Source organism: Longimonas halophila (genome assembly GCF_002554705.1).
Taxonomy (GTDB): domain Bacteria; phylum Bacteroidota; class Rhodothermia; order Rhodothermales; family Salinibacteraceae; genus Longimonas; species Longimonas halophila.
This window is the reverse complement of the sequence record NZ_PDEP01000002.1, coordinates 235,231-258,162: the sequence shown is the minus strand read 5'-3', so window position 1 is coordinate 258,162 and position 22,932 is coordinate 235,231. Positions and strand designations below refer to the sequence as shown.

The 22,932-nt window shown below is 60.0% G+C and carries 21 protein-coding genes, 2 tRNA genes and 1 other RNA gene; 8 read left to right on the top strand and 16 right to left on the bottom strand.

What is annotated here, in order from left to right; genetic code table 11:
• Positions 1 to 79 precede the first annotated feature (79 nt).
• The 6 genes from CRI93_RS03575 (at position 80) to dnaB (ending at position 6,914) form a co-directional block, all read left to right on the top strand.
• On the top strand, positions 80 to 964 hold the full coding sequence (locus CRI93_RS03575; protein WP_098061237.1) for a YicC/YloC family endoribonuclease: 885 nt from the start codon (positions 80 to 82) through the stop codon (positions 962 to 964).
• A gap of 58 nt (positions 965 to 1,022) precedes the next feature.
• Positions 1,023 to 1,589 (top strand): guanylate kinase, encoded by a 567-nt coding sequence (gene gmk / locus CRI93_RS03570; RefSeq protein WP_098061236.1) that lies wholly within the window; start codon positions 1,023 to 1,025, stop codon positions 1,587 to 1,589.
• A gap of 89 nt (positions 1,590 to 1,678) precedes the next feature.
• Complete coding sequence (locus tag CRI93_RS03565) at positions 1,679 to 1,966, top strand: DNA-directed RNA polymerase subunit omega (RefSeq protein WP_098061235.1); 288 nt, start codon at positions 1,679 to 1,681, stop codon at positions 1,964 to 1,966.
• A 104-nt stretch (positions 1,967 to 2,070) separates the two neighbouring features.
• Positions 2,071 to 3,360, top strand: a complete 1,290-nt coding sequence (gene coaBC / locus CRI93_RS03560; RefSeq protein ID WP_098061234.1) for a bifunctional phosphopantothenoylcysteine decarboxylase/phosphopantothenate--cysteine ligase CoaBC — start codon at positions 2,071 to 2,073, stop codon at positions 3,358 to 3,360.
• Entirely contained in the window at positions 3,357 to 4,136 is a 780-nt protein-coding gene (locus tag CRI93_RS03555; protein WP_098061233.1) for a uracil-DNA glycosylase, read from the top strand. Before coaBC ends, CRI93_RS03555 begins: the two co-directional genes overlap by 4 nt.
• A 135-nt stretch (positions 4,137 to 4,271) precedes the next feature.
• Complete coding sequence (gene dnaB, locus CRI93_RS03550) at positions 4,272 to 6,914, top strand: replicative DNA helicase (RefSeq protein ID WP_245850292.1); 2,643 nt, start codon at positions 4,272 to 4,274, stop codon at positions 6,912 to 6,914.
• Between the two features lie 374 nt (positions 6,915 to 7,288).
• Here the strand turns inward: dnaB and CRI93_RS03545 are convergent.
• The 8 genes from CRI93_RS03545 to CRI93_RS03515 form a co-directional block, all read right to left on the bottom strand.
• Positions 7,289 to 7,359: transfer RNA gene (locus CRI93_RS03545), tRNA-Cys, on the bottom strand.
• Between the two features lie 207 nt (positions 7,360 to 7,566).
• The gene (locus tag CRI93_RS15585) at positions 7,567 to 7,980 is read right to left on the bottom strand and encodes a group I intron-associated PD-(D/E)XK endonuclease (RefSeq protein WP_098061232.1); all 414 of its coding nucleotides are present in this window, start codon (positions 7,978 to 7,980) and stop codon (positions 7,567 to 7,569) included.
• Positions 7,981 to 8,217: 237 nt separating this feature from the next.
• Positions 8,218 to 8,292 (bottom strand) — tRNA-Pro (locus CRI93_RS03535).
• Between the two features lie 64 nt (positions 8,293 to 8,356).
• The gene (locus CRI93_RS15040) at positions 8,357 to 8,500 is read right to left on the bottom strand and encodes a DUF4295 family protein (RefSeq protein ID WP_141491548.1); all 144 of its coding nucleotides are present in this window, start codon (positions 8,498 to 8,500) and stop codon (positions 8,357 to 8,359) included.
• 2 nt (positions 8,501 to 8,502) lie between these two features.
• On the bottom strand, positions 8,503 to 8,667 hold the full coding sequence (gene rpmG / locus CRI93_RS03530) for a 50S ribosomal protein L33 (protein WP_098061231.1): 165 nt from the start codon (positions 8,665 to 8,667) through the stop codon (positions 8,503 to 8,505).
• Positions 8,668 to 8,761: 94 nt separating this feature from the next.
• On the bottom strand, positions 8,762 to 8,998 hold the full coding sequence (gene rpmB, locus CRI93_RS03525) for a 50S ribosomal protein L28 (protein ID WP_098061230.1): 237 nt from the start codon (positions 8,996 to 8,998) through the stop codon (positions 8,762 to 8,764).
• A 184-nt stretch (positions 8,999 to 9,182) separates the two neighbouring features.
• The gene (locus CRI93_RS03520; RefSeq protein WP_098061229.1) at positions 9,183 to 10,448 is read right to left on the bottom strand and encodes an ABC transporter permease; all 1,266 of its coding nucleotides are present in this window, start codon (positions 10,446 to 10,448) and stop codon (positions 9,183 to 9,185) included.
• Between the two features lie 77 nt (positions 10,449 to 10,525).
• Entirely contained in the window at positions 10,526 to 11,377 is an 852-nt protein-coding gene (locus CRI93_RS03515) for a hypothetical protein (protein ID WP_141491547.1), read from the bottom strand.
• A gap of 228 nt (positions 11,378 to 11,605) precedes the next feature.
• Here CRI93_RS03515 and hmgB point away from each other — a divergent pair, with 228 nt between their 5' ends.
• Positions 11,606 to 12,946, top strand: a complete 1,341-nt coding sequence (gene hmgB / locus CRI93_RS03510; protein WP_098061227.1) for a hydroxymethylglutaryl-CoA synthase — start codon at positions 11,606 to 11,608, stop codon at positions 12,944 to 12,946.
• An 88-nt stretch (positions 12,947 to 13,034) separates the two neighbouring features.
• Here the strand turns inward: hmgB and ychF are convergent, their stop codons facing one another.
• From ychF to nusB, 3 genes are all read right to left on the bottom strand, one after another.
• Complete coding sequence (gene ychF / locus CRI93_RS03505) at positions 13,035 to 14,132, bottom strand: redox-regulated ATPase YchF (RefSeq protein ID WP_098061226.1); 1,098 nt, start codon at positions 14,130 to 14,132, stop codon at positions 13,035 to 13,037.
• A 185-nt stretch (positions 14,133 to 14,317) separates the two neighbouring features.
• Complete coding sequence (locus tag CRI93_RS03500; protein WP_098061225.1) at positions 14,318 to 14,995, bottom strand: metallophosphoesterase family protein; 678 nt, start codon at positions 14,993 to 14,995, stop codon at positions 14,318 to 14,320.
• Positions 14,996 to 15,273: 278 nt separating this feature from the next.
• Positions 15,274 to 15,756, bottom strand: a complete 483-nt coding sequence (gene nusB, locus CRI93_RS03495) for a transcription antitermination factor NusB (protein WP_098061224.1) — start codon at positions 15,754 to 15,756, stop codon at positions 15,274 to 15,276.
• A 210-nt stretch (positions 15,757 to 15,966) separates the two neighbouring features.
• On the opposite strand from nusB, the gene CRI93_RS03490 reads away from it, so the two are divergent.
• Entirely contained in the window at positions 15,967 to 18,423 is a 2,457-nt protein-coding gene (locus tag CRI93_RS03490; RefSeq protein ID WP_141491546.1) for a DNA internalization-related competence protein ComEC/Rec2, read from the top strand.
• A 742-nt stretch (positions 18,424 to 19,165) separates the two neighbouring features.
• On the opposite strand, the gene CRI93_RS03485 is transcribed toward CRI93_RS03490, so the two are convergent.
• The 5 genes from CRI93_RS03485 to ffs form a co-directional block, all read right to left on the bottom strand.
• Positions 19,166 to 20,440, bottom strand: a complete 1,275-nt coding sequence (locus CRI93_RS03485; RefSeq protein ID WP_098061222.1) for a glucose-6-phosphate isomerase — start codon at positions 20,438 to 20,440, stop codon at positions 19,166 to 19,168.
• Positions 20,441 to 20,628: 188 nt separating this feature from the next.
• Positions 20,629 to 20,805, bottom strand: a complete 177-nt coding sequence (locus tag CRI93_RS15290; RefSeq protein WP_176521661.1) for a hypothetical protein — start codon at positions 20,803 to 20,805, stop codon at positions 20,629 to 20,631.
• A 28-nt stretch (positions 20,806 to 20,833) separates the two neighbouring features.
• Positions 20,834 to 22,051 carry a 3,4-dihydroxy-2-butanone-4-phosphate synthase gene (gene ribB, locus CRI93_RS03480; RefSeq protein ID WP_098061221.1) on the bottom strand — a complete coding sequence of 406 codons (1,218 nt, stop codon included), beginning with the start codon at positions 22,049 to 22,051 and terminating at the stop codon, positions 20,834 to 20,836.
• 134 nt (positions 22,052 to 22,185) lie between these two features.
• On the bottom strand, positions 22,186 to 22,524 hold the full coding sequence (gene yajC, locus CRI93_RS03475) for a preprotein translocase subunit YajC (RefSeq protein WP_098061220.1): 339 nt from the start codon (positions 22,522 to 22,524) through the stop codon (positions 22,186 to 22,188).
• Positions 22,525 to 22,698: 174 nt separating this feature from the next.
• Positions 22,699 to 22,798, bottom strand: an RNA gene (ffs, locus tag CRI93_RS03470) — signal recognition particle sRNA small type.
• Positions 22,799 to 22,932: the final 134 nt, after the last annotated feature.

Sequence of the window (22,932 nt, the reverse complement as noted above, 5' to 3'; positions counted from 1 at the left end):
TCTATAGGCAGTCCGGTTTTGCCGTATCCAGCGCACTCCTCTGCGGATCATTGCCTACCGACTTGACCCTCCCTTTCGGATGATTCATAGCATGACTGGATTCGGACGCGGCCAGGCGGCTCACGAGGCCGCTACCGTGACCGTAGAAGTGCGCTCTGTGAACAAACGCCACCTCGACGTATCGGTGCGCGGACCGCGTGGGCTGGGCGAGCGCGAGCTGGCCATCAAGCAGGCGATCAAAGACCGGTTTAACCGGGGCCAGTTTCGCGTGTCGGTCGACCTGGAGGCGCAGTCAGCTTCCATCTTGCCACTTGGCCCCGAGCGCGCCCAGGCCGTGGCCAACACTCTGCGCACCCTCCGCGACGCTGCCGGCATCGACGCCCCGGTGACACTCGACCACGTGCTCGACGTGGCCCACCGCTTTTTAGACGACACCGAAGCCCCTGCCGCCCGCTCGCTCCCCGATGCGACCTGGCAGGCCGTGGAGCACGCCCTCACCGACGCGCTCGACGGACTCCACGCCATGCGCAGCGACGAAGGCTCCGCGCTCTTCGACGACCTGACCACCCAGCTTGATGCGCTGAGCGAGCATCTCGGCGTTGTAGAGAAGCGCGCCCCGGTACGGGTCGATGAGGCGCAAGACCTGCTGCAGGCTCGCCTGAGCGATCTGCTCAGCGATGAGCGCCTCGACCGTGACCGCCTGGAAACCGAGATCGCTGTGCTTGCCGACAAGCTCGATGTGCACGAAGAATGCGTGCGCCTGCAATCGCACATCCGCCAGTTTCGCGAGGCCCTCAGCGACGACGACCCCGCCGGACGTCGCCTCAAGTTCATCATGCAAGAAATGCTGCGGGAGGTCAACACCATTGGCGCGAAAGCGAACGACGCCACGATCTCCGAGCACGCCGTGCAGATGAAAGAGGTCATCGAACAGATTCGCGAACAGATCCGCAACGTCGAGTAACCCCTCACATCCCCCTGTACCTGTTTCTGCGCTCCCCTTCGTTTGTCCCCACTTGCCTATGCCTGAACGTGCCATCATCGTGCTCACCGCCCCCAGCGGCGCCGGCAAAACGACCATTGCCCGCCGCGTGCTCGACCGGCTCAACGCCCTTCGCTTTTCGGTATCAGCCACCACGCGGGCCCCGCGTCCCAACGAAAGCGACGGCGAAGACTATCACTTTCTTGCTCCCGATGCATTCAAAGCGCGCATCGAAGACGGCGATCTGCTCGAATACGAAGAGGTCTATCCCGATCAGTTCTATGGCACGCTCAAGCAGGAGGTCGAAGACTCCTCGCCCGATGCTCCCGTGCTCCTCGACATCGACGTGCGCGGTGCCGACAACGTAAAGCGCACCTACGGCGACGAAGCGCTTGTCATTTTCATTGCACCGCCCTCATTCAGCGTACTCAAGGACCGCCTCACCGGGCGCGGCACCGAAACCAGCAAGGCCGTGCAAGATCGACTGGATCGCGCCCGCATGGAGATGCAGCGCGCTGACGACTTTGATGCGATCGTGATCAACGACGACCTCGACACCGCCGTACAGGAAACTTTGCAGCACATCAATCGGTTTATAGCAAGCTAACGTCTACAGCACCATGGCAGTCAAAGACAGTCCCGCAAATCAATGGGGCGGTGCTGGTTCTGTGTATTTCTCTTTTGTGGCTTCGACCTATGGCTATCGAAACGCTCGACATCGACGAACTCGCCTCCCGCACAGGCAACATCTACGAGGCCGTGGCCATTATGGCCAAGCGCGCCCGGCAGATCTCGTCGGATGAGCGCTCTGAACTCGACGAAAAGCTGCAGTACTTCGAGGGCTTTGGGCCCGAAATGGAGGACGCACGCATGCAGGAAGAGCAGGAAGAAATCTCGATCGAGTACGAACTCAAGCCGGAACCGACCGAAATGGCGATTGAGGACTTCCTCGACGACAAGCTCTACTTCCGCAAGCCCGAGTAACCTGCATTCAACGTGCGTGCTGCCTGCGTACCGCGCATACTGCGATGCGGCGGGAGCGCTGCGGCATCCGTCTGTTCTCGTGTCCACCTGGCGGCCTCTCGCCCATGCCTTCTTCCGATGCGCCTTCCACCACTGCGCTCAACGGATGCAAGCTCATTCTGGGCGTTACGGGCAGCATTGCCGCCTACAAAACAGCCCCGCTGGTGCGGCTCTTCAAAAAAGCCGGGGCCGAAGTGCGCGTGCTCATGACCGAGAGCGCCGAGCGCTTCATCCCGGCCCTTACGCTGGGCACGCTCTCGGGGCACACGGTACACACCGAGATCTTCCCCGAGCACGACCCCGACAGCTGGACCGAGCACGTCTCGCTCGGCCTGTGGGCGGATGCGTTTGTCATTGCCCCCGCCACCGCACAGACCGTAGCCAAGCTGGCACACGGCTTCAGCGACAACATGCTCACCGCCACCGCACTGTCGGCACGTTGCCCCATTCTGGTGTGCCCGGCCATGGATCTGGACATGTACCAGCATCCGGCCACGCAGGCCAATTTCGAGCAGCTTCGTTCGTTTGGATACGAGGTGATGCCGGCAGAGCATGGCGAGCTCGCCAGCGGACTTGAAGGGCCGGGCCGCTTGCCCGAATTGCCTGCCATTGCCGCCCGCGTAGCCGCCCTGATCGATGGCACCGCCTCAGACCCCGGTCAATCCTCATCGCTTCCCCCCAACGCGCTCAGCGGAACGCAGGTGCTCGTTACCGCCGGACCCACCGAGGAGCCCATCGACCCGGTACGCATGCTCACCAACCCCTCCACGGGCACCATGGGCTTCGCCCTTGCCGAGGCTGCTGCCGCGTACGGCGCAACCGTAACGCTCGTGAGCGGCCCCACGCATCTCGACACCCCGCCGGGCGTAACTCGCGTAGACGTGCGTACCGCCGCCGAGATGCACGAGGCGGTGCAGTCGCGCCGCCACGAGGCCGACCTCGTGTTCATGGCGGCTGCCGTGGCCGACTACACGCCTGCGCATCCCGCTGATACCAAACAGAAGAAGGACGACGGGCCCCTCACACTTACGTTAGAGCGCACGCCCGATATCTTGCACACGCTGGGCCAGCACAAGCGCAGCGGGCAAGTACTTGTCGGCTTTGCCCTCGAAACCGATAACGCCCGCGCTAACGCGCAGTCTAAGCGCATACGCAAAAACCTCGACTGGATCGCGCTCAACAACGCCAGCGAGGCGGGCAGCGGCTTCGGCACCGGCACCAACGCCCTGACCCTCTTCGGCCCTAACGACCACGAGCATTCCATCGCCACCGCCCCCAAACGCACGGTGGCCGAAGCGCTCGTTACGCACGTTGTTCGCCATACGCCTGCGCTTCAACCCTCTGCCGCGTCATGACTCCCCACGCACTGCGAACCCTGCGCGAGGCCATCGAGCACGAACGCAGGCTGTTCGGACGCTTCGTTCCCCTTCCTGATGCCCCTGCTGCCTCCATGCCCAACCGCGACCTGTTCGGCAACGCCGTCGACCCGACTGAAGACCCGTCGCGCCCGCCGTCTGAGCGCATCACCGCGCTCATCCCCGACACGCCACCCTACGACACGCTGAAGGCGCTCGACACGCTCGATGCGGTAGAGAAGTTTGCCGCCAACAACGTGCTCATCGAGCTCGACGAGATGCGCGAAAATCCCGTCTTTGGCGTGGGCGACCCCGAAGCCGATCTCATCGTAATTGGTGAGGCTCCGGGCCGCGACGAGGACAAAGAAGGTGAGCCCTTCGTAGGTCGCTCTGGGCAGCTGCTCGACAAGATTATGGAGGCGATCAACTTTTCGCGGCAAGACATCTACATCACTAACATCATGAAGAGCCGTCCGCCGCGCAACCGCGATCCCGAGGCGGACGAGGTCGAGGCGCACATCCCCATGCTGTACAAGCAGATTGCCCTCATCCAGCCCAAGATTATGCTGTGCGTGGGCAAAGTGGCGGCCAACACCGTGCTCGACCGCCGCTCCTCGCTGTCATCGCTGCGCGGCAACGAGCACGACTTCTACGGCATTCCCGTCATGGCCACGTACCATCCCGCGGCGCTGCTGCGCAACCCGAACTGGAAGCGCCCCACCTGGGAAGACGTGCAACTCCTGCGCACCCGCTACGACGAACTGACCGCCGGTTAACATGTGTTGTCGTAGACGACGGACCTCCTAAACCGGCAGGTTCGTTTATTGGATGCTCGTGCGTGTTCTTGTGGATGCAGCCTGTGGTGCTGAACACGGCAATCCGCTGCAAATCCCCCTGTGTGGTTCCGACTTATGGCTTCTTCCTCCAACGACCGCTTTAGTATCAACCCCGACGACGCTGGGCAGCCCTCGTATCCGCTCGACAAGATGCGCGGGCGCGATCGCAGCCGCAGCCGCTCGCAGTCCGACGAGATGCACAACAAAGCCGGACGCGTGCCGCCGCAGGCCGTCGATGTGGAGAAGTCGGTGCTGGGCGCCATGATGCTCGAACGCGAAGCCATCCCGAAAGCCATTCAGGTCATCTCGGCCGATGCGTTCTACAGCGCCAAGCACGAGAAAATCTACACGGCCATGCTCAACCTGTTTGAGCGCGGCAACCCGGTCGATCTCGTCACGCTCACGAACGAACTGAAGCGCAACGACGATCTCGACGACGTGGGCGGCGGCTACTACCTCTCGGAACTGACGACCGAAGTCGCCTCGGCTGCGAATGTGGAGTACCATGCCCGCATCATCGCCGAGAAGTCGCTCTTGCGCAAGATGATCGAGACGATGACGACGGTGGTGGGCCAGGCCTACGAGCCCGGCGCCGATGCGTTTGAGCTGTTGGACGAGGCCGAGAGCAAGATCTTTCAGGTGTCGGATAATCAGCTTCGCAAGGCCGCCTCGCCGATCAACGAGGTCGTGAAGGACACATTGGAGCAGCTGGAATCGATTCACGGCCAGGAGGGCGGCATCACGGGCGTACCCAGCGGCTTCCGCAAGCTCGACGACCTGACAAGCGGCTGGCAGCCCTCCGACCTGATCATTATTGCGGCCAGGCCCTCCATGGGAAAATGCCTCGGACGCGGCACGCCTGTTATGATGGCCGATGGCACCGTAAAGCCCGTGGAAACCATCATGGTTGGCGACCAGCTCATGGGCGACGACGGCACCCCGCGCACCGTGCAGTCGCTTGCACGAGGGCGCGAGCCCATGTACTGGGTTCGCCAAAAGCGCGGCATAGACTATCGGGTGAACGAGAGCCACATCTTATCCCTCAAGAAAAGCCAAAGCGAAGGGGCCCGTGCACGCGGAAGCATCACGGACATTCCAGTGCACGAGTACCTCCAGAAATCAGACAAATGGAAAAACGATAATAAGGGATTCAAGGCCCCTGCCTCGTTTCCTGATCAGCCCGTGCCGCTCGATCCCTATTTCTTGGGACTGTGGCTTGGCGACGGCAAAGCCGACAACGCCCGCATCTACACAACGGATGATGAGGTGGTCGATTACCTGCAAACGTTTGCCAAGGAGCGGGGCGATACGGTCAGTGTGCACGACGAGCATCGGCCCTGTCCGGCGTACCTCGTGAAAAGCGGCGAGCGCGGCACCGTGGCTACACGCAACGCTGTGCAGGCTACGCTACGTGACCTGGACCTGCTCAACAACAAGCACATTCCGCAGTGCTACCTGGGCAACTCGCGTGCGAAACGCCTTCGCCTGCTGGCCGGGCTCATCGACAGCGATGGGCATCTGAACCGCGGCTACGGTGGCACCTACGAAATCACACAGTCCAGCAACCAGCTGGCACACCAGATCAAGTTCTTGTGCGACACGTTGGGCTACCGCACATCGCTTACGGCGAAGACCGCCCGCATTGCATCAACCGGATATGAATCGGAAGTCTACCGCGTGCGCTTCAACGGGAACGTCGACGAGATTCCGGTGCGCATCCCGCGGAAGCAGGCTACCCCCTGGACCGACCAGCGCAACTGGCGGGTGACCGGTATCGAGGTGGAACGCGACGGCGTGGGCGACTACTACGGCTTCACGCTCAATGGCAATGGCCGCTTCCTCCTTGCCGATGGAACGGTTACGCATAACACCGCCTTTTCGCTGGCGTGCGGACTCAACGCGGCTACGCATCCGGAGAATCCGGCGAGCGTGGCTATCTTTTCGCTGGAGATGGGTGCTCAGCAGCTGGCGCAGCGGCTGCTCACCTCCGAAGCCCGCGTCGATGCCCAGCGCGCGCGTACTGGACGCATGAAAGATGACGACTGGCAGAAGCTGGCTCGCGCTGCCGGTAAGCTCTCCGACGCCAGCCTCTTCATTGACGACACGCCCGGACTGAGCGTGCTGGAGCTACGCGCCAAGTGCCGTCGCCTGAAGGCCGAGCACGGCCTCGATCTGGTGGTTGTTGATTACCTGCAGCTGATGCAGGCCTCCGCCTCCAAGCGCACGCAGAACCGCGAGCAAGAGATTGCGCACATCTCACGATCGCTGAAGGGCCTGGCCAAAGAGCTGGATGTGCCGGTGCTCGCGCTCTCGCAGCTCAATCGTGGCGTCGAAAACCGAGGCGGCGACAAGCGTCCGCAGTTGTCCGATTTGAGAGAATCGGGGAGCATCGAGCAGGACGCCGATGTCGTGGCCTTCATCTACCGCGCCGAACGCTACGGCATCACCGTCGATGATCAGGGCAATTCGACCGAGGGCCTCGCCGAGATTATTATTGGGAAGCAACGCAACGGCCCAATCGGCACGGTCGAACTCGCATTTGTAGACCGCTACGCCCGCTTCGAAAACCTGACCACCCGTTACGACAACAACAGCGGCGGAGCCGGGCAAGGCGGCGGATTCAACGACGGGGGCGGCGACAGCCTCCCGCCCTTCAACGGCGACGGCGGCGGGGCCATCCCCGAACCGCCCCCCGACGACGAAGAAGCGCCGTTTTAAAGGACGCCCTGATTTTGTCGCCCCCTCACAGGAGACTACTCGCTGCGATCTCGTCGCGAGGCTCCGCCTGTTCGTGTTTAGCGACGTGTCCCTCATCTTGTCCTTCTCCCGTCAGGAGAAGGGACGTTATCGCGTGGAGTTTTCGGCTTCTTGCCCTCCTCGTCGCAAGGCTCTGCCTTGTGACGCTTCCATTTAGGGGCTCTGCCCCGTTCTAACACCACATCAACCTCGCCTCCAGTCTGATTGTGCTGCGAGGCAACAGGTCCGCATCGCTCTCACGCCCGCCCATACATTGTCTTCGGGTCCACAAAGCAAAATGCCTCCACCGAGCACAAGGCTCCGTGGAGGCATTTCGTTGAGTCGCCATTTATCAGAGGTGACGGGCGGATTCGAACCGCCGTACAAGGCTTTGCAGGCCTCTGCCTAACCACTCGGCCACGTCACCAGAATCGTTTATATGCCTTAACAGAATGAGGCGTACACACCAGAGTTCCGGTTGCAAAAATACTTTGTTTTTAGGCACGCCCGGCAGGATTCGAACCTGCGACCTGCGGATTAGCATCCTCACTACAGCTTTTGCTGCCACGGACAGATGTCAGTGTTTGTGGGCTGGACCATCTCTTCGCCATCACAGGCGCGGTGCGTATGGCCTCTACGGGACCGTACGAAAATCGTCAGCAAAGTTAACCTTCGCATTCTGATTATTCTTGGGGGGCCTTACCCGCAATCTGACGGCTTGACTGAAATCACAGGGGTCCAAGTAGTAGCATGCATCAGTATCAGGGCAATAAACGCAGAAAAGATCGACTTTCGATTTATCGATCTCTTTGGTATGCATCCCATTGCTATCTGACCATGTGCTACGAAAACGAACACTCACGGTCCCATTTTTTGCTGAGCGATACTTGACCTGAATTCGCTTGAACGTTCCCGTTCGGTACGCGACCACGTCAAAAGCAGCATGCTCAGTTAATGGTATGAGAACCGTAAATCCTTGCTCAGCCAGGTCAGCTTGCGCCTTTAATACCCCCAGGTCTCCTTTATTCTTCGTGTGATGATTTCGCATAACCACATGCAAATGAGGAAACCACCGTTCCCTCGGGATTACCACCGGCCAAACCGCTGAGGCTTCCCCGATATAGCACCGTGCACCTTACGCGTTCTTTTTTCCCGCAAGGGCTCCTTGGTTGAAGTCCGCTGCTCTATCCAACTGAGCTACGGGCGCAGGGTGGAAACACACCGTGGCTTGCCCGCAAACTGCCGAGATCGACAGTGCGTGCAAGAACAAGATTGTGCTCCATAGTCGGGGCGGCCGGATTTGAACCGGCGACCCCCTGCTCCCAAAGCAGGTGCGCTAACCGGACTGCGCCACGCCCCGAACAAATGTAGTGGAGTCGGCTACGCAGTGCCTCGTTGAGACATGCGCACCTCTCCCGCGCGCATCAGTTTGCGCGGGCTTGCTTCAGCTTCTCTTTCACAGAGTCAAGCGGTACCATTTTCTGGCGAAAGCTATAGTGCCCATTGTCTTTTTTCTCAGCAAAGACAATGCGCGCCATTTTTTTCGCGCTCTCTCCTTTCTTAGCCATGGTTACTTCTTCTCTCGATGAATGGTATGCTTACGCAAGACCGGGTTGTACTTTTTCAGTTCAAGCCGATCCGTTGTGTTGCGGCGATTCTTGGTGGTGTGGTACCGCGACGTTCCGGGCGCCTCGGTGCACTCAAGAATCACTTGAACGCGGTTTCCTTTTGCCATAACTCTTTCGCTCGCCTATGATTGCAGCCTGTGTCGAACAGGTGGTGGTGAGCAGGTCGTGCCAAAGCGCAATACGCCAGGTCAATGGCCTGCCTTACACATTTATACCCTGCTGCCGTGCCTCTTTCAACACGGCTTCGATGCCGTTCTTGTTGATTGTCTTCAGCGTTTTTGCGGACACCTTCAAGGTGATCCAGCGATCTTGGCTCGGAATGTAGAACCGCTTCTTCTGCAGGTTCCGCTCGAACCGACGCTTGTTTTTGTTATTGGAGCGCGATACCGTATTGCCAGATACCGGTCCTTTGCCCGTTAAGTCGTCTTTACGTGCCATGGTGCAGGCCGTCGTTTACTCAGAAAAGGTGCCGCCAGTGCGTGTCAACGCGACCAATACGTACGGTTGCGCATTATGATTGACAGTCTCTTTGTAGGCAACTGCCTACCTTTTTGTTTGTTAAGACGGGGTGCAATCACCAAAATACACCCGGGTTCCCTTGCTCTTTCTGTGAAAGCAGACGCTATGCCTCCCCTTGAACGGCCTGCGCCGGGGGAACCGAGGCCGCGCGTGTAGCCGGATAGAGCGCTGCGGCTACGCACAGCCCAAACGAGAGGCCGGTTACCGCCACCACATCGGTCAGTTGGATGGCCACCGGGTAGGCATCAATCAGAAACGATTCGGCGCGACTCAGAGGCACCAGCGCGTACTGCTGCTGCGCCCAGGCCAATCCCAGTCCCAGCACAGCACCTGTGCCTGTGCCCACAGCTCCAATGAGAGCCCCTTCTGCCATGAAGATCTGCCGGATGCTCCGCTTGGAGACGCCCATGGCCTGTAGCACGCCTACATCACGCCGTTTCTCGATCACGACCATGGTGAGTGAGCCTACGATGTTGAAGGCCGCCACAATCACAATCAGAAACAGAATGGCCCAAGCCCCCCACTTTTCGAGCTGCATCACATCGAAGAGGGCACGCTGCAGGTCGTACCAGGTGCGCACAGTAAACGCTTCGCTGTCGAGGGCACGCTGGAGCCGTGCTTTGACGGCATCGGCCTGCTCAATGTCGTGCAGTCGAACGTCGATGCCCGAAACGCGGCCCTGCATCTGAAAAAGGCGCTGTGCCTGAGGTACACCAATGTAGGCACGAGCGTCTTGCTGCGCGGCCTGCATGGAAAAGAGTCCGCGCACGGCAAACCAGTGGAGGCGCGGCACGCTAAACACTTGCGTAAGGCTCTGCTCAATACCGGCGGCCGAAATAAGCCCAATGCGCGGCGCATCGTTGTCGGCACGCGGCACCAGTCCCTGACTTCGCCCCAGTCCCGCATTGAGCACGACGCCTGCTGCGCCGCTCTCTGCATCTGCAGAGCCGACGTCGAACGCGCCGGTGCGCATGGCTGCTTTCATACCGGCGGTGGCTTCTGGCGCCACGCCGCGCACCGTCACAACCGTATTCGCACGGCCCGATGCCCCGCGCTGCACGAGCACAGCACGTCCCTCTACAAAGGCCGAGGCCGAGGCTACCTCATCGTACGACAGCGCCAGACGCTCAATCTCGCCCGGATCAGCCAGTCCGCGTGCGTCGGTACTCTCTACCCGTACATGCGGATCGAGCGCTACCATCAGATCGCGCACGAAGTCAAAGAACCCGTTCATGACCGACAACACCACGATAAGTGCCGCTACTCCAAGCGCCACGCCCACCGTAGAGAGTCCGGTGATGAGCGAGATCAGCGAAACGCGCTTGGCGCTAAACAGGTATCGCGCGGCAATCTGAAGCCGGTAGTCCATACAGAGCCGCCCATGCGGGGCGCAGCCAATGCGTGAAACATGCAACGTGTACAGCAGGAAACACTGAACGTGGGAGCCTACTGCAACTGATTCGCCGTACCGTCTTCAAACAGCGCTTCGTCTACCGTGTTGGGCAGGCGCAGTGTAGGCATGGTAATGGCCATGTCGCCCGAAGCGCTCTGCTTGCGCGTATGCAGGTGGATGGTCCCGGCATCGCGCTCAAACGTCGTTTCCTCTGTCCAGTCAAAGGCGCGTGGCTCCGCGTCCTCGGGCATATTCTGGAGATGAAAGGCCCACCCCTCCACGCGGTTTGTCGCGGGGTCGATGTGTATCCAGTACTGGTCGCCCGGCGTGAGCCCGACATCTCCAAACGTGAGATGTAAGATCGACGCATCCGCCCCCAACGTGCTGTCAGCCACCACCTCAGCGTCTCCCATCGACCGATTTACACCGGGATCGAGCAGCTTAAGCGGTGCCAGCAGCCAGTAGGTGTCGTTGATATAACGCTGATACGCCTGCTGAAGCGGCGCGTTGGCGTCGTCTCCGGCCACCTCCTGGCCGTTCTCGAACACGCGCCCAACCGGCGGCTCTTCGCTGCTGTGCAGGTCGAGCAGGGCTACCCAGTCGCTACCTTCGTTCGTCCACTCAACGCGATACTGCCCCGTTGTGCGGTTCCACAGGTGGCGAGCCACCACGGCCTCCTCTTGTCCCTGCTCAACAGCAAAGTCAAAGCGAAGGTACGGCGCCCGAGCCCATGCCGCCCCGCCGTGGGCCCGATACACCTGCAGCGCGAGCGAGTCCGCTTCCGATTCGGGAGTGAACTGCTCAACAGCCGAGGGCTCGCTGGGTGACGAGGGGGATTCGGGCGAGGAGCACCCGGCAGCACACAGCATGCCCGCTAAAAAACCGCAAATGATCCAGATACGCATAGGAAAACGTGTTGATGAACGCGACAGAATCGTAATGGATACCCCGGTACGCAAGGCTCCGGAACCCACAACATGAAGGGAGGGTGCACCCCAACAGTTCGTTGAGCAAAGGCCCCCCGAGAATGGTCCGTCTGCCTCTACCCGTAAAGCGATCTGTGGGTTCATGCAGATGTACAGGCGGCCTTGTCCATGCTCGCTCTCCCGCATTCCCTGAACCTGCTCCCTGCTATGGCTGCTGTTGGCATCGACGCAATGGAGATCTGGACCGGCAAGCTGGTTCTCGATCTCCCCAATACATTTGCTCCTGTAAAAGACGAAGCGCCCGCGAAGTACACGAAGGGGCTTGGCCTTACTGGCTCCTCTCTCCCCGACGTGTACGAAGACATCGTGACGATGGGCGCCAATGCGTGCAAGCGGCTTATGGAGCGCAAGGGCCTTACCCCGAATGACATTGGCCGCATCGACGTGGCCACGGAGTCGTCGTTCGACCGCTCCAAACCCGCATCCACCTATATTGCTGGATGCCTGGAGCAGGTGTTTGATGGCGACTTTTCGCACACGAACAAGGGCGAGCGCAAGTTTGCCTGCCTCTCGGGCACGCAGGCCATTGACGACGCCTGCAACTGGATTCGGGCCGGACGGCATCGCGGACGCGGCGCGCTTGTGGTCGTTACGGATACCGCACTGTACGAGCGCGACGATCCGGGGGAAGCTACGCAGGGCGCAGGAGCGGTTGCGATCTACATCACCGAAACGCCGTCGGTGGTTGCGCTCTCGCGCGAGCAGGGCATCGGCAGTAAGGACGAAACCGACTTCCTGAAGCCCAACCAGCAGTTTCCAAGCGTCGACGGCAAGCGCTCCATCGGAGTGTACCTCGATCGCGTACGTGAGGCGTTGCACGACTACGAGTCGGTCGCCGGGCGCATCCACAAGGCCGATGTCGCGTTTCTGCCGTTCCACACGCCGTTCCCCGGCATGGTGCGCAAAGCGGCACTCATGACGTATCGCCACCTCATTGACGGCACAGATGAGGCCAATGCGCTTCGTGAGCTGGTCGGTGAAGCCCCCGATGCTGATGCCTTCGACGATGCCGAGGCGTACAAGAAGGCGCGCTACGACCATCAGAAGGCCATTCGCAAGACGCCGCTCTACCGCGAATGGTATGAGGCTACGGTGCAGCCTACGCTCTCGCTTTCGCGCCGCACGGGCAACTGGTACACCGGCTCGGTGCACATCGCACGCGCCAGCGCGTTGCTCGAAGCGGCCCAGCACGACGTTGACATTGCCGGACAGCGCATGCTTGTGGGATCGTACGGCTCAGGCGCACAGGCCGAAATGCATACCGAAACCGTGTGTCCGGGCTGGCACGCAGAGATCGACGCGCTCACTATCGTGGAGCAGTTGGATGCACGGTACGATCTCTCGTTCGACGAATACGAGCGCGTCCATCAGGCCCACACCTATGACGTAGAAGTCGCCGTGGAGCCGTTCACCACGCCTAACAACGAGTTTGTCTTCAGCGGCTACGGCGCCATGGGCGAGCGGCAATATGCCTATGTGTCCGCCTGATTGGGGCGCTCTAAACCGCACGTAGGGACACGGCACGCCGTGTTCCTACTGCCTCGCATAGGCACCGTCAGTATGTCCGAAGTCCCTACTACACATTGAAGCGGAAGAGCATCACATCGCCGTCTTTGACTTCGTAGTCTTTGCCCTCAGCACGCATCACCCCTGCATCGCGGGCCGCAGACTCGGAGCCGGCCTCCACGTAATCGGTGAAGTGAATGGTTTCGGCGCGGATGAAGCCGCGCTCAAAGTCGCTGTGGATGGTGCCTGCCGCCTGGGGCGCTTTTGTGCCCTGACGAATCGTCCATGCTCGTGCCTCCTTGGGTCCTGCCGTAAAGAACGTGATGAGGCCCAGCAGATCGAACGCTGCGCGGATGAGGCGCTCCAGTCCGGGCGTATCCAGCCCCAGCTCCTCCAAGAACATGGTGCGCTCGTCGGGGTCGTCGAACTCGGCGATCTGCGATTCGATTTCGGCGGAGATGACTACAACCTCGGCTTCATCCTCGTCTGCGATGTCACGCACCTCGTCGACGTACGCGTTGCCATCGGGCAGGCTGTCTTCGCCCACGTTGGCGGCGTAGAGCACCGGCTTGCTGGTGAGCAGGAAGAGCTCTTTGATGAGCGGACGGTCGCGCTCTTTGGCGGGAAAGGTGCGGGCCGGGTTGCCATCGGCCAGATGGTCGTAGAGACGCTCGTACGTATCCAGCTTCTGCTGTGCCTCCTTCTCGCCCGACTTTGCCGGCTTGCGCGTGCGCTCCACTCGTTTCTCGACGGTTTCGAGATCCTTCAGCAGCAACTCCGTGTTAATCACGTCGATGTCGCGGGCCGGATCCACACTGCCGGATACGTGGACGACATTGTCGTCGTCGAAGCAGCGCACTACATGGATGATAGCATCGACCTCACGGATGTTAGCCAGGAACTGGTTGCCCAGCCCCTCGCCTTCGGCAGCGCCTTCAACCAGCCCCGCAATGTCGACAAACTCGATGCTGGCCGGAATGACCTCAGCCGATTCGGCGAGCTCGCCCAGCGTCTGCAGCCGGTCGTCGGGCACGGGTACCACGCCCACATTGGGCTCGATGGTGCAGAACGGATAGTTGGCCGATTCGGCCCCGGCATCGCTTAGCGCGTTAAACAGCGTAGACTTGCCTACATTTGGCAAGCCGACGAATCCACAACGGAGAGACATAGACTGGCAGATGGATTTCAAACATACGAGCGCGCTGAAAGGCGCACGTACGTCGGACGAGGCCGCGGGCTAATTGTGCCCTTTTGCCTCCCCCCGTGCCTCCCTGCGGCACAATCTTCATCGGGATTGTGCCCCGCTGCACGGTTCTACGCTGCGTTTTGCTTTACCGGCTGCGTTGCATGCGCTTATTGCACAGCGGGCGTGCCATCGGCGTACTGGGCCGTCACGAACGTGCGCTCGGGCAGCCGTACCGCAGTGAGCACGCCCATGCCGGGCTCTTCATGATACACGCACCCAGTGTCAATCATCAGCAGCTTATCACGGTCGATAGGATCGGCATGGGGGGTATGTCCGCATACAACCGGCTTCTCCCAGGCCATGTCGTTGGCCTCCAGGTGGCTACGCTCCCACAAGAACACCTCTTCGCCAAACTCTTCGATGTTTTGCTTGATCGATCTGTCGGCCTTGAGCCCGGCGTGCACAAAGAAGAAGTCGTCCGTTTCGTAGTAGAGCTTGGTATCCCGCACGAACTGCTCATGGGCTTCCGGAATGACAACCTCCGAGCCGTCTTCTGAGATGTAGCTCTGCATGGTGGTAATGCCGCCATTGATGCGCCACAGGTTGAACGCGCCAATGTCGAGATAGTCGAGCATGAGCGCCTCGTGATTGCCGCGCAGAAACGTACATTCGTAGGTTTCACGCAGCTCCAGAAGCCGGTCGATGACCCCTTTCGAACGCGGGCCCCGATCAATGTAGTCGCCAACAAACAAGAGGTGGTCGTCTTCTGACGGGTCGATCTCGTCGAGTAGAGCATCGAGCGAGGCGGCACATCCGTGGATGTCTCCGATAGCGATAAGGCCCATAGTGTCAGGGAAACTGCGCGCGGGCGACTGGCGGAGTGGGCGCGAACGGCGTTCCTACAACGCACACGCAGGTGGCAGGAGATTATGATCAACGGGTACTAAAGATAGCCGCTGGCACGCTAAAATAAAAAACGGTTATGATTTGATTTAACGTGCATGGCGATTTCGTACGAGAGTTGGACGGCTCGGTTCAACAGATACCAAGGTTTTCGAATCTTCCTTTTCAGCACATAGACGTCCAGGGTACGAACAACTGCTTTCTGCGTCGCCCCCTTCGCTCATGTCTGCGAAGCTCGCTCAGCAATAGCATCCAGCCCCACGCGACCTCGACCTGTTTTGTTGAGATCTCCCGACGTGTACAGCTCCATGAGCACAGCATCCAGCACACCGTTCACAAAGTCACCGCTTTTGAGGGTGCTGAAGCGCTTCACAATCTCAATAGCCTCGTCGATCGTTACCTTGGGCGGCACGTCCTCGAAGTGGAGCAGCTCGCACGTGGCCATGCGCAGCACCGCCCGGTCGATGGCTGAGATGCGGTCAAGCTCCCAATTCTGCAGATGGGTTTCGAGATAATTGTCAATCTGCCGCTCGCTGCGGGCGGTCGTTTCAAACAACGACTGGGCAAATTCGAGCGTATCGGGATCGTCTTCGAATTCGGGTTCAATGAGCGTGTACACATGGTGGCGGGGCTTTCCACCGGCCAATTCGCGAGCGTACAGCGCTTGCATAACACGCTCGCGGGCGTCTCGTCGAGAGCTCATAGAAGGATGGGCTGGCAGGTATAGGACATGTGCAGACCTATGCTATCTTTTGTGTTGGCAAACAGATTCACGTCAAGGGGCCAAACGGTTCGGTTTCACATCCGATTCGCAGCGGCACGGATACATACGTTGCGTTTTCCTGTCGTTCCGTGTCGTAAACGGTAGCGCGTGGCGCTTCTCCATTCGTTTGGTTCTTCTCAACGTGCTGCTGTGTCTGACCTCAACACCATTCCACTCTTAGCATGTGCCGTGGCGTGCGGTACAGGAGTTGCCCTGGCAGCAGCGGGCTGGGGCTCATTCATGCTCTGGGGCGTCGTGTTTCTCGGGGCAGCAGGAGCCTGTGTGCTGGGCCTGCTCTGGCAGTGCCATCACCTTGTAAGCCTGGGTCCGCTCATCCACACGCTGGCACTGCTCGTGGTGATGTGTGCCGCCGGCGGCGCGCGCTACCTGACGTGGCAAGACGCTGCTCCAAACAGTCTGCGCACTCTGCCCGACTCGCTGCTCCACGATGCCCCTGCGGTGCAAGTAGTTGGCACGGTAGAAGGGCCGGTCTTCTCTGCTGATACTGGCACGCGCTTCGTGCTTGCAGCTCAACGATTGCTTACCTCCACTGATACGCTGCACATCCGCGACCGCATCCAGGTGCGATGGCAGACTTCACTTTGGGACGATGATCCCCCCTCGTTTCCCGACGTGGTGGCGGGGGATCGCTGGACCATGACCGGTCGCCTGCAGCCCCCGCCTCCCCCACGCAATCCGGCCGATTTTGACTACGGGGCGTACCTGCGCCAGCATGGCATCCACTGGACGCTCGCCGTGGATCGTCCGGCGGATGTAGAGCAGCAGGCGGAAGCTCCTTTGGGATACGCTCGCACAGTGCACGAGGCACGGCGCTACGTATCCCGTACGCTGCAGACTCATGTGCCTACCGAGGTGGCTCGCAGCATTCAGCACGCGCTGCTCTTGGGCGACCGGAGCGAAGTCGACGATGCCCACCGCACCGCATTTGCGCACACGGGTCTGATGCACTTGCTTGCGGTGTCGGGGTTGCATGTGCTCTTGGTGGGCATGCTTGCGTATCAACTTTTGCGTCCTGTGCTCATGCGGCTGGGGTGGTCACGCCGGCGCGTTGATGCCGTGCGTGCCGTATTCACGCTAATGCTGCTGCTCACCTACATGGCCATTACAGGCGGACGTCCCTCTGTTGTGCGTGCTACGCTCATGGCGGCCTTGCTCATTGGCGGCACGCTCACCAACCGCGTGTACGCCTCGCTCAATGCACTTGGAGCCGCTGCTCTGGTACTGTTGTGGATGCGTCCTGCAGCGCTCTACGATCCCGGCTTTCAACTCTCGTTTGCCGCCGTCATTGGCATCGTGCTGTTCAACCCCAAGCTGATGGGTCTTCTCCCCGGTGCATTCACGCACGGCACCGCCCGGCGTTTTTTCACCCAGTCGGTCACTGTGTCAACGGCAGCGTTACTGGGCACCACGCCGTTTCTGCTCCTACACTTTGGATTTGCCTCTGGCGCAGGGCTGCTGCTAAACGTGGCTGCTATCCCACTTACAGCACTTGCCCTGGCCGCGGGCGTGCTCACCGTTGCGACCAGTGCACTTCCACAGGTGGCCCATCTATTTGGAGGGGCTGCTGACATCCTAACGCAGTTGCTCCTCCTGATTGCCCAAGCAGGTGCCGCATGGTTTGGGCACTGGCAGTGGGCAGTTCCCCACGTTTCGAGCAGTGCTGTCGCGTTTATGGTGGCTGGCCTTCTGATATTCGGCGGGATGCGCACATGGCGTCTGTGGCACGGGCTTGCTGCCGGACTTGCAGTAGCGGTTTTTCTTGTGTGGATTCCGCTCACGTCCCGCCCGCTCTCTCCCACACTCGATGTGCTCTTCTTTGATGTAGGTCAGTCGGATGCCGCGCTCGTCCGGACACCCGATGGCCAGCACCTTCTCGTTGATGCGGGATACCGCACCCCGCATTTCAACGCCGCAACATCTGCACTACTCCCGCACCTGCGCTACACCGGCACGAGTGTGCTCGATGCGGTGCTCATTACGCACCCCGATACCGATCACATGGGTGGGTTGCCTGCCCTTTTGCGTGCCGGTGTTGCCAAGGCTGTATGGGACAACGGACAGTTGCCCGCTCGCCCTCTGCAGGAAGAAGCAGCACATCTGGCTAATGTAGCAGATGTCCCGTATCGCTCCATAGAACAGGGGGACACGCTACAGCTCGGAAAACACGCACGTGTTGTTGCTTTTGCACCTCCATCAGCAGAGGCAAATGCAGTGCTTCAGTCCTCCAATAATCGCTCGGCTGTTGCAGCGCTGCAATACGGCGATGTACAGATGCTTTTTGCTGGGGATGTGGAAGCAGAAGCAGAACGATGGCTTGTGGAAACATACGGCTATGCGCTTCGCAGTGATGTGGTTACCGTTCCGCATCACGGATCCTCCACAAGTAGTACGCCTGCGTTCTTGGAGGCAACAACACATGCTGAAACGCACGCGGTGATCAGCGCTGGAGATCAGAATCAGTTTGACTTCCCTAATCCTGCTGTTGTTGGCCGATGGCGCAATCGGGCTGATGCAGTTCACGAAACAGCCGACCGGGCCGTGTGGCTTCGCACAGATGGCAATTGCGTGTGGCGTGTGGATTGGTAGGCACCCAACGACTTGGCAGGAGCACGTACACCCCAATAGCAATGCCACGCTCTCACATTGGCCCCGTATATTCCTTTAAGATAAACCAGTCTCTGATGCTCTGATATGTTGCAGCATACCAGAGCAGGTTGGCCTCTGACTGATATAGTCGTGTTGACCGATCTGGATAATGGTGATGATCGGTTTGATTAGGCCGTCCATTTAAGTTTTCCACATCCCTATATTATAGATACTGAGTTTTTAAAAATAAAAGGTTGTTGTAGTAGTAGGGACTGTGGATATGTGGATAACCGATTTATGCACATCGTGATCGGCCGGTTGTGGATAACTTACGGCGCTTATCCACAGGTTATCCACAGCGTAAGGCGTTCCCAAAGTCGGTATACGCCTGCAAACGGTGATTCTGAGTAGTTATCCACAGCGTGGGGCGTAGAATGGCTGTTTTGTGGATAACGTTATCCACAGCTATCCACACTGTGGATAACTTGGTATCATTTGTGGATAACCCGGCACTTATCCACAGGCCGAAATCGGATGTTGGTAACTTGGCAGTTATCCCCAAGTTATCCCCGGGTTATCAACAGGTTATCCACAGATTTTGTGGATAACTTTGGGAATCACCGCTGAGCGCCGCTGAAGGCCAGAAATGAAGGGATGTGCGGGGTGTTCAGGGGCTTCAGCGACGCGTACGGCATGTAGACAGGGCCTGTGTATATCACTTCTCAGCACAGGCACTTTGAGGTTAGCGACCCAGGCGCTGGTACATCTCACGCTTGTAGTCTTCCACCCCAGGCTGGTTGAATGGGTTGACGCCAAGGGCATATCCGCTAACGGCCACCGCGTGCTCAAAGAAGTAGATCAGCGCCCCGACGGATCGCGGACTGATGTCGTCGAGCCAGAGCGTGCAGTTGGGTACGCCGCCATCGGTGTGAGCCTGAGCGGTGCCTTCATACGCGCCTTGCGTAACAGCGCGCATGGGGCGGTCAGCCACGTAGTTGAGTCCGTCGAGGTCGGCTTCGCTGGTGGGCACGGTCAGATCCTCGCCAGCGTCTTCAGCCATCAGGAAGGTTTCCATCACAATGCGCTGGCCGTCTTGCATGTACTGGCCAAGCGAGTGCAGATCGGTGGTGTACTCAACGCTGGCTGGGAACAGCCCTTTGCCGTCTTTCCCTTCGCTTTCGCCAAAGAGCTGTTGCCACCACCCTCCGATGCTGGCGAGGCTGGGCTCAAATGTAGCGAGTACCTCCACATCGTATCCTGCGTGCAACAGCGCATAGCGCAGTGCGGCGTACTGAAGCGAAGCGTTGGGCGTGGTACCGTTCACATGGTCGTGCATCTCCGATGCGCCGTTCATGAGCGCACGAATGTCGATACCGGCTGCAGCAATGGGGAGCAAACCGACCGGCGTAAGTACCGAAAAGCGTCCGCCTACATCCGGAGGAATGACGTAGCGGGTGTAGGCGTGGTCTTCGCGCAGGGCGTTGAGCGCGCCGCCTTCGGGACTGGTCGTTGCGATGATGCGGTCGTCGGCATCGTCAAAGCGCTCCTCCATCCACTGCCGCACAATGCGGAAAGCCAGCGCCGTTTCCAGCGTAGTGCCGCTCTTTGAGATGACGTTCACAAACACAGACTGCCCGTCGAGGTGGGCCAGGAGCTGCTTCAGGTACGCGCCGCTGGTTTGGTGCCCGGCAAAATAGACGTCGGGGGTGTCGTTATCACCAGCAGGGAAGTACGGCGTAAGGGCATCAATGACGGCTTTGGCGCCGAGATAGGAGCCGCCGATGCCCAGGCAGAGCAGCGCATCGGCGTCGCTGTGGAGGCGCTCGGCGTGCGTCTCGATCTCGCTGATGAGGTCTTCGTTGGGCGACTCGGCAAGGGTGCGCCAGCCCAAGAAATCGCTACCGGGTCCGTCGCCGCGCTGCACCGTGGCGTGTGCGGTTTGGATGGCTTCGGGGAGGTCGGAGCTGCTGTAGTCGTCCAGAAAGGGACGCACATGGGTGTCGTCTAAGCGAATCATGGAGTGTGCGGGAGTCGAGTGAGTGAACACAATAGGTATTGCACTCAACGCACAAAACAGCAAGAGGTCCATTCCGGAGCCGATTCTGACTCGGCAGGTGGCGTGGTGCCTCTACAGTTAGACGAGTATAGCGGATAGGATACGGCCCTGCGCATCCACCAGAACTGAGAATAGAAGAGAGAGGGCGGCTACGCTTCGGATTCGGTCCGCAGCCGGTGGAACCGATAGGCGCAGAATGCAGCCGCTGCTGCCATGAGCAGTCCGCGGCCCCACATGCCAGCCATGATGCGGTACCCGGCCATGAAGACTGCAAACGTTGCAATGAGGAGGTAGATGAGCGGTAAGAAGCGGCGTGGATTTGACATGGCATCGTCGTGGGCAATGATCGGCAGATTACGAAGCCGTTGGCAGGCGCAGTGCGTGCACAATCCGTTCTGCGGCGGGAGCATTCAGTAGATGTTCAGAGGCGGAATCGGGGACCTCAATGGGCACGCTTTCGACCATTTCGAGTCCGTAGCCGCGCAGGCCCACGCGCTTTTTCGGGTTGTTGGTAAGCAGGCGCAATTTGCGGAGGCCCAGGTTGCGCAGAATCTGCGAGCCGATGCCGTAGTCGCGCGGGTCCATCGTGCTTTCGGTATCGGCCTCGGGCGTGTCGAGGGCCTGCAGGCGCTGCAGCAGCGTTGATGACTGGGCGGATTGGCGCATGTAGAGCACCACGCCACGGCCTTCATCTTCCACCATCATAAGGGAGGCGGCAAGCTGTTCGCTGTGCGGATCGCGGCGCGCGGCGAACACGTCGCCCAGTACGTTCTGCGCATGCACGCGCACGAGCACAGGCTCGTCTTCGCGCCACTGGCCCTTGGTGAGCGCCAGGTGCACCTCATCGGTCAGCTGATCGCGAAACGGCACAATGCGGAAGGTGCCAAACGCGGTGTCGAGGGTGTGCTCGCCCACGCGCTCCACCAGCCGCTCGTGCTGCATGCGGTAGGCAATGAGGTCCTGAATCGTGATGATGGGCATGTCCAGCTCTTCGGCCAATGGCAGGAGCTGGGGCACGCGCGCCATGGTGCCGTCTTCGTTCATGATCTCGACGAGCGCCCCGCAGGGCGGATGCCCCGCAAGGCGGGCCAGGTCGACAGCGGCTTCGGTGTGCCCGGCGCGGCGCAATACGCCCCCGGTACGCGCAATGAGTGGAAAGACATGCCCTGGACGCGCAAAGGCGTGGCCGGGCTCGCTATCATCAGAAAGCGCGCGGATCGTGATGGCGCGGTCGCTGGCTGAAATGCCGGTGGTCGTGCCTTCCTTGTAATCCACCGAGACAGTAAACGACGTGTGATGGATCTCGGAGTTGGACTCCACCATCAGGTTCAGGTCGAGGGCTTCGGCGCGCGTGGGCGTGATGGCGGTGCAGATGAGCCCACGCCCCCGCGTAGCCATGAAGTTGATCTGCTCAGGCGTAATCTCGCTGGCCACGCCGATAAAGTCGCCCTCGTTCTCGCGGTCCTCGTCGTCGACCACAATGATAAGTTCACCGCGCTGCAAGGCAGCCAGGGCGGTTTCAATGGCGTCGAAGTCGGAGGCATGCGGGTTGGAAGCGGAGGGCGAAGCCATGGCTACGGGTGTGCGTGGGCAAACGGCGGATAGGGGTAACGAGGCGACAAAGTAGGCTGTTCAGGAGCGGTGCAACCAAGCTGCAATACTGCGACCGAATGGGCAACAGGGCAGCGCATTCGCATCCGAGAACGCTACTCGTTGTCTTGGCCGCCTACGCTGGAGATGGCTTGCTTGTCGATGCGTAGCTTAACGCCGTTGCTATCCACCTGGGCCAGGATGCTGTCGTCATCGACGCGGCGCACGGTACCATGAATCCCGCCGATGGTCACGATCTGGTCCCCCCTTTGCAGCTGGTCAACCATTTCGTTGTGCTCCTGCTCGCGCTTTTGCTGCGGGCGATAGATAAAGAAGTAGAATACGCCGAAGATGAGCACAAACGGCAGCAGCAGTCCGAAGATACCGCCGCTGCTATCGGTACCACCACCGGTGAGCAGGAACGAAGGCAACCCAACAAGCAACGTAGAGATCATAGAAAGCATCAGACACAAGGGAAAACGGTACGCAACCGCCGCCTAAACGAAAGGGGCACAGGCGGGTTCGCACAGGCGCTGCGAAAATGGGTGCACGTGCGAACGCTCTGCGTGCAGGGGAGGCGGGTGGTGTTCAGCGAAGAGAGGGGCGATTGAACAGAAGGGCAACAAAAAAATGGGCAAGCGACCCACATCGCGCCGCTGCGACCTCCTACCGCTGCTGCCTTCCGGCCCTGACGGAGTTCAGAGGGAGCTGGCCGTGTGGGACTTGCCCAATCCGTTGCGGGGTGTCCCCGCGCAAAGGTACCAACTCATATTATTTGCGGATGCGCTGTGTTCCCGCCTTGGTGGACGTGCCCACCGCGCCACGGAGCAAAATTGCGTTAAGTGGGGGAGGGATGAGGAATG